9 protein-coding genes and 1 pseudogene are annotated in these 13,207 nt (G+C 43.1%); 9 read left to right on the top strand and 1 reads right to left on the bottom strand.

Going from position 1 to position 13,207, the window contains the following annotated elements; all coding sequences use genetic code 11:
* From aspT to AB6D93_RS18065, 9 genes and pseudogenes are all read left to right on the top strand, one after another.
* A partial coding sequence (gene aspT / locus AB6D93_RS18105) for an aspartate-alanine antiporter (RefSeq protein ID WP_372139360.1) occupies positions 1 to 1,541 on the top strand: 1,541 nt, incomplete at its 5' end.
* A gap of 153 nt (positions 1,542 to 1,694) precedes the next feature.
* The gene (locus tag AB6D93_RS18100; RefSeq protein ID WP_102332933.1) at positions 1,695 to 3,293 is read left to right on the top strand and encodes a bifunctional aspartate transaminase/aspartate 4-decarboxylase; all 1,599 of its coding nucleotides are present in this window, start codon (positions 1,695 to 1,697) and stop codon (positions 3,291 to 3,293) included.
* 201 nt (positions 3,294 to 3,494) lie between these two features.
* Positions 3,495 to 4,352 (top strand): pyridoxal kinase PdxY, encoded by an 858-nt coding sequence (gene pdxY, locus AB6D93_RS18095; RefSeq protein ID WP_102332932.1) that lies wholly within the window; start codon positions 3,495 to 3,497, stop codon positions 4,350 to 4,352.
* A gap of 225 nt (positions 4,353 to 4,577) precedes the next feature.
* The gene (locus tag AB6D93_RS18090; protein WP_102332931.1) at positions 4,578 to 5,750 is read left to right on the top strand and encodes a patatin-like phospholipase family protein; all 1,173 of its coding nucleotides are present in this window, start codon (positions 4,578 to 4,580) and stop codon (positions 5,748 to 5,750) included.
* A gap of 88 nt (positions 5,751 to 5,838) precedes the next feature.
* Positions 5,839 to 6,192 (top strand): hypothetical protein, encoded by a 354-nt coding sequence (locus tag AB6D93_RS18085; protein ID WP_372042757.1) that lies wholly within the window; start codon positions 5,839 to 5,841, stop codon positions 6,190 to 6,192.
* Between the two features lie 159 nt (positions 6,193 to 6,351).
* Positions 6,352 to 7,266: a LysR family transcriptional regulator gene (locus AB6D93_RS18080; RefSeq protein WP_102332929.1), complete on the top strand. Its 915-nt coding sequence runs from the start codon at positions 6,352 to 6,354 to the stop codon at positions 7,264 to 7,266.
* A 308-nt stretch (positions 7,267 to 7,574) separates the two neighbouring features.
* Positions 7,575 to 8,726: a BamA/TamA family outer membrane protein gene (locus tag AB6D93_RS18075; protein ID WP_102332928.1), complete on the top strand. Its 1,152-nt coding sequence runs from the start codon at positions 7,575 to 7,577 to the stop codon at positions 8,724 to 8,726.
* A 201-nt stretch (positions 8,727 to 8,927) separates the two neighbouring features.
* Positions 8,928 to 10,646, top strand: a complete 1,719-nt coding sequence (locus AB6D93_RS18070; RefSeq protein WP_102332935.1) for an autotransporter assembly complex family protein — start codon at positions 8,928 to 8,930, stop codon at positions 10,644 to 10,646.
* 111 nt (positions 10,647 to 10,757) lie between these two features.
* Positions 10,758 to 11,635, top strand: a pseudogene (locus tag AB6D93_RS18065) (aspartate/glutamate racemase family protein).
* Between the two features lie 102 nt (positions 11,636 to 11,737).
* On the opposite strand, the gene AB6D93_RS18060 reads toward AB6D93_RS18065, so the two are convergent.
* Complete coding sequence (locus AB6D93_RS18060; protein ID WP_102332927.1) at positions 11,738 to 13,195, bottom strand: phospholipase D family protein; 1,458 nt, start codon at positions 13,193 to 13,195, stop codon at positions 11,738 to 11,740.
* Positions 13,196 to 13,207: the final 12 nt, after the last annotated feature.

Raw genomic sequence — 13,207 nt, 5'->3', positions numbered from 1 at the left:
GCGTAAAAAGTATTTTCTTTGCGCTCTTTATTTATGCTGTGGGTTATCAAGGCGGTGCGCAATTCTTTAAAGCCCTTAACTTCAGAACCATTAACATTCTGCTCTCTGCGGTTGTTATGACGGTTTCAGGCTTATTATGTGTGCTTGCTGCTGCGTGGTTATTTGACCTAGATAGAGGTACTGCTGCAGGTCTAGCGGCTGGTGGCTTAACTCAATCTGCAATCATTGGTACTGCAGGCGATGCGATTGCACGTTTAGGCGGCGTATCCGAAGAAGCCAAACACCTAATGCAAACTAACGTCGCTGTTGGTTACGCCGTAACATATATCTTTGGTTCTTTAGGTCCAATCTTGATGGTGACTTGGGTATTCCCAACGCTCATGAAGTGGGATATCCGATCTGAAGCTATCGCTCTAGAAGAGAAAAACTCGAACGGCAAACGCGATTTAGCAGACGGCGAATTTAACGCGGTAACCGCTCTAGTGACACGTGCTTTTAAAGTAACTAACGACGATAAACTGATTGGGAAAACGCTAGCACAATTGAATCAATCATCACTTGCTGCGTGTATCGAACTTATTGAGCGCGACGGAAAAGAGCTAAGTGCAGACAAGTTCACAGCGCTTAAAGCAGGCGACCTTGTTGTGGTTACCGGCCGTAGAAATGCGGTTCATGAGCTACAGAGCGAGGCACAAAGCAATGAAGTAGCATTACCGGAAAGCTATGAAGTTATTGAAGAAAATCGTCAACTTATCGCTGATAACCGCAAGCTAATAGGTCGCTCGCTAAAAGAAATCAAAGACAGCTCAAATCAACGCTCATTCCGCGGCGTGTATGTGACAGACTACATGCGTGCAGGTACTTCAGTGGCCATTACTCAAGACCTTATTGTTGAGAAGAACGATGTTATCCAGCTAACGGGTACGGCTCAAGACATCAACCGAGTTGAAAAATACATCGGTAAGCGAATGGGTTCTGCGACTATGACTGACTTCATCGTACTCGGTTTCGGTATGGTGTTGGGCCTTCTTATTGGCTTAATTAGCTTCAAGATTGCAGGTATTCCCGTAACGATTGGTTCTGGTGCAGGTTGTTTGATCTCTGGTTTACTTGTTGGTTGGTTACGTAGCCGAAACCCACATGTCGCTCAGTTCCCAGTGGGTGCAGCAAACTTCATTCGTGACTTTGGTCTAGCGGCATTTGTAGGTATTGTTGGCCTACAAGCAGGCCCCCAAGCGGTTGATACCATCAAAGAACACGGTATGTCACTTCTGTTCTTGGGTATGGCAGTCACCATCATTCCACAGATTATTTCATTCTTCTTCTCGTACTTTGTATTGAAGATCAAGAACCCAGTAGAAGCGTTAGGTTGTGTGACTGGTGGTCGAAGTGCAAACCCAGCATTCGCAGCATTGATGGAAAAAACAGGCAATGCAACGCCAGTATTCTCTTTCACTGTGACTTACGCAGTAGCCAACGTGTTACTGACTCTATGGGGACCAATTATCGTCGGCATTATTACCGTTAATGCGGGTATGTAATTAAAACCGCGAACTCATTATAGATTTAAAACAATTATCAACTTATTAACAGACCTACCCAATCAAAAAATAGGGTAGGCCTGAATAATCACACTTAAGTAAAACACTTTATTTAATTAGAAGTGTTTAAGATTAAATTATTAGGTAAATATTATGACTACAAAAAATACTACTATCGACTTTTCAAAATTCGCTAATTTAAGCCCGTTTGAATTAAAAGACAAATTAATTGAAGTCGCGCAAACAGTACCAGACCGTGCTTTATTAGATGCAGGCCGTGGTAATCCAAACTTCCTAGCAACGCTGCCACGTAAAGCATTTATTCGTTTAGGTGAATTCGCAGTAATGGAAGCGGAGCGTACATACTCATATTTAGACGGTAGCTTTGGTGGTATTCCAGATGGTGTTGGTATTGTTGAGCGTTTTGATTCTTACGCAAACAACAATCAACAGAACCCAGGTGTTCAATTCATTGAAAAAGCTCTGAGCTACGCAAAAGATCGCTTAGGTATTGAGAAGCAAGTGTTCTTAAATGAGCTTGTGAATGCGTACTTAGCGTGTAACTACCCAGTACCACCACGCATGTTGACGAATATCGAAAGCGTAGTAAAACAATACATTGCAGAAGAGATGTACGGTCCAATGCCAATGACGACGGATTTCGATCTGTTTGCAACGGAAGGTGGCACTGCATCAATGACGTACACGTTCCAAACCATGTTTCACAACGGTCTACTAAAGAAAGGCGATAAGGTTGCGTTGATCACACCAATCTTCACTCCTTACTTAGAAATCCCTGAGCTTTCAGAATACGAACTAGAGATTGTAGAGCTTCGTTTAGATGAGACAACATGGCAGTTACCTATGTCTGAAATCGAGAAGCTTGAAGACAAAGACATCAAACTGCTGTGTGTGGTGAACCCTGCAAACCCTGCATCAGTGAAGTTCTCTGATGAGACTCTGAATAACCTATCAGACTTCGTGAACACACAACGTAGTGATCTGTTCATTATCACCGATGATGTGTACGGCACATTCGCAGACGATTTCGTTTCTCTGTTTGCCAAACTTCCATACAACACGCTTTGTGTTTACTCATTCTCTAAGTACTTTGGTGCGACAGGCTGGCGCCTTGGCTCGATTGCGATTCAACACAATAATGTGTTCGATGATGCAATGCGTAGCCTACCAGAAACGCGTCAACTTGAACTGGATGAGCGTTACAAGACGTTAGACCCAGAACCACGCGGTATTAAGTTCATCGACCGTATCGTTGCCGACAGCCGAAGTGTTGCACTCAACCACACAGCAGGTCTTTCACTACCACAACAAGTTCAGATGGCACTGTTCTCATTGAATTGCCTAATGGACTCAGAGCAAAACTACAAAGAAGCGTGCAAACGTATCATTCGCGAGCGCTACAAAACGTTGTACAAAAACATGGGTGTAGAAATTGAAGAAAACAAAGATCGTGTGGACTACTACACATTGCTTGAGCTCGACACTTTGGGCGGCAAATTGTACGGCCCAGCTTTCGTTGAATGGTTCAAAGCGAATGAAAAGGGCAAAGACTTCCTGTTCCGACTTGCACACGAAACAGGCGTTATTTTGCTTCCTGGCAAAGGCTTCGATGTAGTTCACGCTTCTGTTCGTGTGTCACTGGCTAACCTGACTCACCATGAGTATGAACTAATTGGCCGCGCAACTCGCAAGGTGTTAGACGAACACTTCTCTGAGTTTCAAGGCGCATAAGTTCTAATCAAGCTTAGAAGTGAATACATGATTTTAAGTCATCGATGTTCAAATCACTAAGAATAAGCCTCGGCGATGTCGAGGCTATTCCGACCAAATAAGCACAGTGTTCAAGTAGCTATCTATTGGATGCAATCGTTGTGTTTATTTAGTCGCCAAATCCAAGCGAAATTCATTCCGACAAAATCAGAAGAGCGGCGTATGAAAAGTATTATTTCTATTCAATCTCACGTGGTTTATGGGCATGCAGGCAACAGCTCTGTGGTTTTTCCAATCCAAAGAATGGGACTCGATGTGTGGCCAATCCATACTGTTCAGTTCTCGAATCACACTCAATATGAGCAAGGTTGGACAGGCCAAACATTTAGTTCAGACGATATTCGACACTTAATTCGAGGCTTAGACAACATCAGTGCATTGAAAGACTGTGGCGCAATCCTTTCGGGTTATCAAGGAAGTGCAGACCAATGCAAAGCGGTTGCCGAGGCGGTTAACCTCATTAAAGAAAAGAACCATAGCGCACTCTACATTTGTGACCCTGTAATGGGCGACCCGGACAAAGGTTGCATTGTTGATGATGGCGTGAAAGCGGCTATTGTCAAACATTTGCTGCCCATAGCTGATGTCATCGTGCCAAATCAATTTGAGCTGAGCGAATTGACCGATACCAAAATCGACTCGCTTTATGATGCGGTTACGGCCTGTAAGAAAGCGCTGGAACTTGGGCCAAAAATGGTGCTCGTGAAACATCTGCACTCATTATCCGATGATGCGTTCAGCATGATCCTAGCAACGAAAAAAGCATGCTATTTAGCCCAACGACCGAATATCGAATTTGAGAAACAGCCAGTTGGTGTTGGCGACCTTATCTCTGGCCTATTTACTGCGGGATTAATGAAAAGAATGTCTCCGGTGGCTGCATTTCGTCATGCAAACAACGCTGTCTATGGTGTGTTGGAGCTGACTAAGAGTTATGGCACTTGGGAATTACAAACGATTAATGCTCAATATGAATTTGTTGAGCCGACCCACGATTTCAACGTGGTCAAAATAGGCTAGAGCGATTAACTCCAACAGTGCTTAAGGTCAAGCTAAGGGGGGCGACTATTCGATGGGTAGCGTCCTACAAACGAGATTACGAATTAAGCCGGATACTAGCTATATTACGACCACAAAGAGACGGACTTCACTTTACCCTATTTATTAACCTCTCTGTTTTTTAGGTTCCTTATTTATTAAACAGAGTCTCTGAATCATTTTAGAGAACACTAAATGAGCCTAAATATGAACCGTCTAATCTCTTCGGGTCTTACCGTTGCTTTGTCATTCCTGGTAGTGGCTTGTAGTTCACCTCACACGCTAGACGTACGCGTAAACAAAGACAATTACAAAGAAGTCACTGTAGAAGATGCATCATCAGTCGCTGAGCCATTGCGTATTTGGGCGAGTGAGTCGCCAGACTTCTTATACTCTCCAACTGATCAAACCACACCGATTACTGTATCAGGTGATCAACTGAACATCTTAGCGTTGTCCGGAGGTGGCGCAAACGGAGCTTTTGGTGCGGGTATATTGATAGGGCTTGAAGAGTCAGGTCAGCTGAAGGACTACTCCATAGTGACTGGCATCAGCGCAGGAGCGTTAATTGCACCGTTTGTGTTTATCGGGGGAGATGCGTTTTCGAAGATGAAAGAAGTAATGTTGAACATTAATGATAAATCAGTGCTCGGAAAAAAGAACTTTTTGAACACTGTCTTTAAAGATGCGTTTACCGATGGAGAAAACTTGTACCAGTTTATTGCTGAGGCTTTCCCTGAACCGATGATTGAACAAATTGCAACGCAACATCGCAGTGGCAAACGTCTGTTTATTGGTAGCACTCATTTTGATTCTGGTGAGCTTGTCATTTGGAATGTAGGTGCAATAGCAAATAGCGACATGCCAGATAAGTCTGAACTCATATATAAAGTGTTGGCCGCAAGTGCGTCTATTCCTGGCGTGTTCCCACCGCAGTTCATCGATGTAGAGCATGAAGATGAAATCTTTGAAGAACTACACGTCGATGGCGGTTTAGCGACTCAAGTATTCTTCAATCCCTCTAACTTCGACTATCAACAGATCTCAGATTCACTTGGGTTAGAAACACCACCACAACTCGATGTTATTCGAAATGGTGCGCTGAAAGCCCCGTATCACTCGTTGAGAGATAAGGGACTCGATTTGGTAGCAAAGAGCGTCTCAAGCCTGACGCTTGCACAAACGCGTGGTGATTTATATCGAATGAAATACATCTGTGAAATCAACAATATCGATATGCAATTTACTTATATGGAACACGACTTTGGTTATGCAAAACGCACCAAAGACATGTTTGATGAACATTACCTATTAACCATATACAAATATGGTTATCACAAAGCAACTCAAGGCAAACCTTGGGTAACCGAATTACCTTAATTAGGGATATTATCAAATGAAAAGAACAGCATTAACGCTACTTATCTTAGCAACCTCTAGCGCTGCAATGGCACAAAATGCAACCTCAATGGATCAGCAAAAAGTCGACAATGACATGCTACAACTGGCCGATGTTCAGCAAGAAGCGGCTTTGATCATGGTTGAAGAGAATTCGGACTACGTGGCGATTGATTACATTGGAAAGTGGGTTGAAGTGAACAATTACGTCACTCACAAAGAAGCCAAGCAACGCCAGCTTCAAAAGAGCACCAAGAAATACATTTACTCGCAAACGGGTGAAACTCTAGAGTCCATTGAGCAGCGTATTGCTGAACATATTCAAGCGGATCAACCTAGATATTTCAGTGTCGATGTTTATCGCAATTACCACGGTGATTCAGGCGACTTTAACTACTTAGCACGAGTTATCGAATATATTTAAGTTGTTAATTACACATCAATGATAGAACCTACTGACTTAAGTAGGTTTTTTTTTGCTTAAACCAGACGAATTCATCTCACTATTATTATCTGACAAAGTAGATATTTCGTCAGTCTGTGATAATTTAAATATATAACGATTAAAAATAAGCACACCAAAATGAATTTTAGCATTGAACAACTTCTCGCGTTCGTTACCGTTTATGACCAGCTCTCTTTCAGTAAAGCTGCCGTTAAGCTCAACAAGCACAGAACGACAATCGGACAGGTAATTACAAACCTTGAAGACCAACTCGCAGTAAACCTTTTTGAAAGAGTCGGCCGCTCGGTAGAGCCCACTGAAGATGGGCATCTTCTTTATCACTATGCCAAGCAAACCATTGAGCAAGCACGTACCTTCGACAAATTTGCGTTGAGCCTTTCTTATGGGGGATTAGAAAACATCACAATCGCTTATTCAAGCGTGATTCCTCAACGTGTCCTTGTCGATATTCGAAAGCAACTCAAACGTGATTTCCCAATGATGCGAGTTAACTTTCTGGTTCGTAATAAGAAAGTGATTAAGCAAGGGATACAGGACGGTGAGTATCACTTCGGTTTGGTGAATGTTCACGATAGCCGTGCGATGCACAGTTTAGACGCAACTTTTTTAGGCCATATTGAATTCTATCCGTTCGTACAAAAGGGCGGTGAATTTACCAATTTAGACAAAGAAGATGTACTGGTTGCTTTAAGAAACTCGAAACAGTTTGTACTGAGATCTCTGATTGAAGAAGGGATGTCGGAAAAAATCGTTGTAAGTTCAGACCACGAAGAGATCGATCAACTTGCGTTGGTGATCAAAATGGTGGAAGAAGGCTTGGGTTGGGCACTTTTACCTAAATCATTTTTCTCTGACCCAGAGTTTTCTCAACACGAAATTGAACCAATTCAAACAGCTCAAATGGTTGAAGGTTTCAAATTTGGTTTTGCATTATGGTGTCCTCATTCGAAACAGGTCAGTGATATCAAGGGCTCTTTGACTTCAGTAATTTCAGAATACCGAGAGCGATTAATCAGTAACTACCGACCATAAATTTTTCATTTCAATGGTTTATATGTATTAATTCTTGACCGTAACTTACGCAGTTATTTCCCCAAAAGGCTCACTTAGAGCCTTTTTTTTGTATCCGCGCTCTGAGCTTCACCTCGTTGGAAAGGTCATATTTTGATGGGTTTGACCCTCTATATGAGAGTCGGGCAATACCACCGTTTGGCCTATTCTAGTCCTGTCGATTAAGGACCCCCTTTATCGGCAATAAGTGTTTAATTTCTATGTTTACTGCAAGGACGCAGACTTTTGGCCGGGTTTCATTGCCCGGCCTTTTTTATGAGGCCAATCTTATGACTCGCTACGGCGGCTTTGTTCTTCTTTCCTGCTCTCTGTTTACCACTTCTTCTTTAGCATCGTTTTATGATCCTGTTGATGGTCAATTTGATATGGGGCATCACCTTGCAGAAAATGCCCATGGCTTTTTGCCTATTCCGATTTTGATTACCGAACCTGCAGTAGGTTACGGTGGCGGTGTAGCTGGCTTGTTTTTACACGAGACAGATGAAGAAAAGCGACAACGAAAGCAGGCAGCGCTATCTGCTATTGATGGTGGTGCGCAGCTTGTTCCTTCTGCAATGTCAGTGGTTGGGGCGGTAGGTACAGAAAACGAGACTTGGTTTGTTTTTGGTGGTCACAGACGTTCATGGATGAATGACTCTATCCGTTATACAGGTGGTGGTGGCTTTGGTGTTGCGAATTTGGATTTGTACACATCAATTAACTGGGGACCGATAGACCATGATCTTAGAATAGGTACATCAACTTCAGTGGCCGTTCTTTCACAAAAGGTACAATTTAGGATCGGACAGTCGCCTTGGATGTTGGGGATAAAACAGTTACTAGCTAAGTCTGAGATTGAATTTGATAATACGGTTTTAGACCGAATTTTAGGTAATGAATCGGTTACTTCTGGTCTAGGTTTGGAAGCTGAATATGACACAAGAGATAATCTATTTTATCCAACCAAAGGTTACAAATTGTCTGCAGATTACATGGTGTACGACGATGCGATTGGCAGTGATTACAATTACCGAAATTTGAACATAGATGGCGAAGCCTATATCCCAATCACTCAGAAATGGATGCTAGGGTTAGCCGCGAATTATCAAAACTTCGACCAACAAGATCGGCTTGTCTCCCCAACAGCGAAGCCGTATGTGTCTTTACGCGGAGTGTCTTCTTACCGCTACCAAGGTGATGAAATTGAAACAATACAAGGGCAACTCACGTATAGCATTAATCATCGTTGGAAGGTGTCTGGGTTCTACGGTTCTGGTACTGCAAAGCAAGATAACATCGTAAGTCACGATAGCACCATCAATGCTGGAGGTGTGGGGTTCCGATACCAAATCGCAAGACGTTACGGTTTACACCTTGGAATGGACTACGCGCAAAGCCATGAAGAAAGTGCCGTTTACTTTAATGTAGGCAGTGGATTCTAAACAAACAGAGTAGTTTGGTTTTTTCCATTTAAAAGGCGCTAATTTAGCGCCTTGTTTGTGTTCTCTCATAAGGGGTTAGGTCACTGTATAAGTAATTTTACCATCACTTAGGGTACGGATTGTCAGTTTGTAGGGCGAGATCCTCCATAAGAGATTCTACGATTTCATGTTTTGCTCATAACCTGTCTTGGTTTTAAGCAACTGGGTAACGGCGTGAAGACCTCGATTAAACAAGTAATACTGGCAGTTTCACTCTTCATGGTTACTCACCCCGCTGCGATAGGCGCAGGCTTTAAGGTTAAAGGGCTGGACAAAACTCTCACTGAAAATGTAGAGTTATATTTAGAATCTTTGGTTGATGTCCCAGCTTCCCAGCTATCCCATACTAAGTTATTGAAACGGGTTCAAGACGCGCTCAACCCTTATGGCTATTATCATCCTCAGATAGATATCGAACTTGATGACAGTGATTACCTCACCTTGAATATCGATTCTGGGCCTGTCATGTACATTGCAGAATCGGTTGTAAAAGTCACCGGTGAAGCGAGTAAAGATGAAGAGTTCATCACAATACTCACGCAAAGTAAGTTAGATTCAGGCTCACCATTATCTCACCAAGAATACGACCAAACTAAACGGGCGATTTTCTCTTTGGCAAAGCGTAAAGGTTATTTTGACGGTAGGTTTGTTGAGTCTAAGATCGAAGTGATTCCTAGTGAAAACATCGCCAATATTCATCTGCATTTTTCTAGTGGCCCACGCTACAAGTTTGGCGCTATCAGCATTCCTGATGATGGTGTTGAACCTGCGCGTATAGAGAAAATTCCGACATTTAAGCAAGGGGACGACTTCGACACCATCAAGTTGGGCGAGCTGCAGTCTGACTTGTTTGAAACTCAGTGGTTTCGGAGTGTCGTAGTACACGGTGACTTTAATCATCTTGATGACAATCTTGAAGTACCAGTCGAAATCATTGCTGAGCCAAGCTCTCGCAACATTGTGCAGGTGGGTGGTGGTTACTCTACCGATCTCGGTTTAAGAGCGTCTTTAAATTGGTCAAAGCCTTGGTATAACCGACGAGGGCACAGCTTTGAAACACAGACATATTTGTCTGAACAAGAGCAATCGCTGCAGTTAGGGTACAAAATCCCGACGGAGAAAGTCACGACCGATTACTTTGGTATTCAGTTTGAATCGAAACGAATTGATCATCGAGACACCAATAGCTTTTCAAACGATCTTAAGTTTGAACGTTATTGGCAATTAGACAGCGATTGGCAAAGTACCATTTACGTCAAATACTTGCATGAACAGTACCGTCAGGCCTCTGAGGAAGACCAATCGCAATTACTGTTACCTGGCATCAGTTTTTCTCAGGTTGATCGTAAAAATGATCAATTGGAGCTCAATCATCGACACATCTATTCTGTTGAGTATTCTGACCCTAGTTTGTTCTCTGATTCAAGGTTGTTGCGGTTGGAAGGAAACAGCGTGCTTTCGTGGGATATTAGCGAAAGTCAGAAGCTCCATTTCCGTTCAAATGTCGGCATTAACATAGCTAAATCGTTGTCGGATGTACCGTCGTCACTGCGTTTTTTTGCTGGTGGCGATGGGAACTTGCGAGGCTATGGTTATGAATCGATTTCTCCAAAAGATGACAACGGTGAATTAACAGGTGCACGTTACATGCTAACAGCAGGGCTTGAGTACCAACATCAGGTTTACCGCTCAATCTGGATGGGCGCATTTTTTGATGTTGGTGATGCGTTCGATGATGAAGCGGATTGGAAGCGCGGCACAGGTCTTAGTTTGATTTGGAACTCACAATTGGTGCCTGTAAAACTCGATTTTGCTTACGGGTTAGATGCGCCTGCAGGAGATGAGTTTCGTATTCACTTTTCCTTGGGGACTCAGTTCTAATGTTCGTATGCTGTTTAAGCTCTAGCGAGGATACGATCTATCCAATGGGATTCAAGCAAATCGACAGAGCGTAATGACCTTTGTGCTCTAGCAAACACAAAGGTAAAAACAATGAAAAAGGTACGATTCGGTGTATTTGGCAATATGGGGGCCTGAAGCTGATGCTCTGTTCCAAGATATCGTCGCCAAAAAAAGAGATAGAACACGGCGCGCTTAAAGACCAAGACCACATGGCCATGATTGCGGTCAAAAATTCAGATATGCCAGACCGCTCTGAAGCCATTAACGAAGGCGGTATCGACCCTGTTCCAGAGCTAATTGAATCCGCGTGCATTTTAGAACACGCGAACGTTCAATTTGGCGTTATGACCTGCAACACTGCTCATTATTTCAGACCTGAAGTTCAAAAACATACCAATGTTTATATCGTCGATATGCTTCAAACTACGGTTGATCAAAACAAAGAGCAGAATCCTGAATCTATTGTCGGTATTTTATGTACCAACGGCACATACAACTCGGGAATCTACGACCGTTACCTAACTGACGCCAATCTCGTATTCGTTAAGCCAGATGCTTTTGAGCAAGAACATAACGTTCATAGCGCTATCTATGGCGAAGTGACGGGCGAGATGACCGCGTGTGGACAAGCAATCCGAGAAACCAACGGTATTAAAGCGGGCGAGTTTGACCGCAATGCGGCACTTCTTGCGGTTCAAAGCATCGTATAGAAGGGTGTTGATACGGTTATTTTGGGGTGTACGGAACTTCCTTTGGTTAGAAAGCAACTTGAAACGGCATTTCCAACAGTCACTTTTATTGATCCTATGGAAGCGGTAGCTGAGCGTGTCGTCGATATTTATCGTCTCGCTGAGCAGTATGTTGAGCGTGGACATGTGGATTACGACATTAACGATGTTAATTCGATCTTCACAACACTTGATATGGTGAACTATGTAGCCCAAAGAGCGATGACCTACCGTCTTTAAGCTCAGATACGTCTATTTGAAACATGAGAAAGCCGCGAATTACGCGGCTTTTTTGCATTTGGACTGGTGGAAGATTAAAAATTAAAATTCGAAGCTCGACACTTAAAGCTCGAACTCGCCATTCATTTTTCGAAATAACCAATTCGGTACTTTGTTCCACGAACTGTAGTTCGGGTTCTTAGTATGGATTTGTTCCCCTGAAGCCCAGCTCGTCTCGCCAGACTGTTCTCGCGACACAGCCCAAAACAAATCTTCTTTCTGACGCGTTAAGTAGTGTGTCACTTGCTTCGCAAACTCTTCACTGTCAATCAACACACCAAACTCAACGTTGAGAAAGTCTGATCTTGGGTCGAAGTTAGAAGAACCAATATAGGTGACACGCTCATCTAAAATTACGGTCTTGTTGTGGTAGTAGGTATCAACATGAAAGTAGTGGTCATCATTGATAGCTTGGCTTTTGTACTCATAGATACTTATACCCTTGTTGAGTAAAGTCTCACGGTGTTTTTCGTAATACGCAGGCACAAAGCCCGAATCATTAGAGGCCGATGAATTCGTCAGTAAGGTGACTTCGGCTTGGTGCTCTTTGAGGGCATCGATGAATACAAACTGGTTATCGCTTGGCACCATGTAAGGCGTAGAAATAACAGCCTTAGAAGGTGTCGGTGCTTTTTGCTTCATTAAGTGCTCGGTACGTTGACGAAAGTAGGGCTTGTTGTCATTGAGCTTCTCTAATGAATCAAATAAAGGGGTTACCGATGCTTTAATAAACCTTGGTTCGCTTAGGCGATCTATCTGTTGCTCAATATCGAAAGTGATCGGCTTTTTATTCTTCTCGCCTTTATTTATTGCCTTGGTAAACGCTTTGTATTGGCCTTGTTCTTTGACTTTGATTAGCTCTTGAATTGGCACCACATATTGGCTGTCCCAAAGTGCTTGGTAATTGTTGTCGAAAGATGCGATTACGTCACCTCGAAACAAAACGTCCATATCAAAGAAATTGGCATTCTCGCTATAGCCAAAGTAATCATTACCGATGTTTCTTCCACCTAAAATCATCGAGTGATGATCAACATTGAAGTACTTTTCGTGAAGCCGATTATCCAGTTGTTTTTGATGAGTGGAGAAGTTGAACGCACGACCAATCCAGCCAGCTTTACGTGATTCAAAAGGGTTGAACAGTCGAATCTCAATATTGGGGTGTGAGTCCAATTCCGCTAGCCATTTATCATTAAATACCAGTAGGTCATCTAAGGTCAGTCGGACATGAACCTCACGATCCGCCGCTTGCTTGAGCTCATTTAGAAGCATCAACCCAAGCGTGTCACGCTCCCAAGAGAAGTAGGTCATATCAATAGAGTGTTGTGCTTGGCGAACGAGCTCGATACGACGAGCAAAGGCTTCTGGTGCAGTCGGGATCAGGTACACTTCGGCTTGGTGTTCTGTGCTTTGCCAGTTTGCCTCAAAGTCAGGTTCAACATCGGGGTATGGTTGGGCGCAGCCTGTGACCACAGTAATCAACATCATTGTGCATACGGTTTTTAGTTTGCTAAGTGTCATAACTACCTGCGT

Source organism: Vibrio sp. 10N.247.310.23 (assembly GCF_041467155.1).
Taxonomy (GTDB): domain Bacteria; phylum Pseudomonadota; class Gammaproteobacteria; order Enterobacterales; family Vibrionaceae; genus Vibrio; species Vibrio crassostreae_C.
This window is presented reverse-complemented; position numbering and strand designations above follow the sequence as displayed.

Excerpts from the sequence above, each read along its gene's own strand:
- AB6D93_RS18100 (WP_102332933.1), top strand. The coding sequence starts at position 1,695 with ATGACTACAAAAAATACTACTATCGACTTTTCAAAATTCGCTAATTTA.
- pdxY (WP_102332932.1), top strand. The coding sequence starts at position 3,495 with ATGAAAAGTATTATTTCTATTCAATCTCACGTGGTTTATGGGCATGCA.
- AB6D93_RS18090 (WP_102332931.1), top strand. The coding sequence starts at position 4,578 with ATGAACCGTCTAATCTCTTCGGGTCTTACCGTTGCTTTGTCATTCCTG.
- AB6D93_RS18085 (WP_372042757.1), top strand. The coding sequence starts at position 5,839 with ATGGATCAGCAAAAAGTCGACAATGACATGCTACAACTGGCCGATGTT.
- AB6D93_RS18080 (WP_102332929.1), top strand. The coding sequence starts at position 6,352 with ATGAATTTTAGCATTGAACAACTTCTCGCGTTCGTTACCGTTTATGAC.
- AB6D93_RS18075 (WP_102332928.1), top strand. The coding sequence starts at position 7,575 with ATGACTCGCTACGGCGGCTTTGTTCTTCTTTCCTGCTCTCTGTTTACC.
- AB6D93_RS18060 (WP_102332927.1), bottom strand. The coding sequence starts at position 13,195 with ATGACACTTAGCAAACTAAAAACCGTATGCACAATGATGTTGATTACT.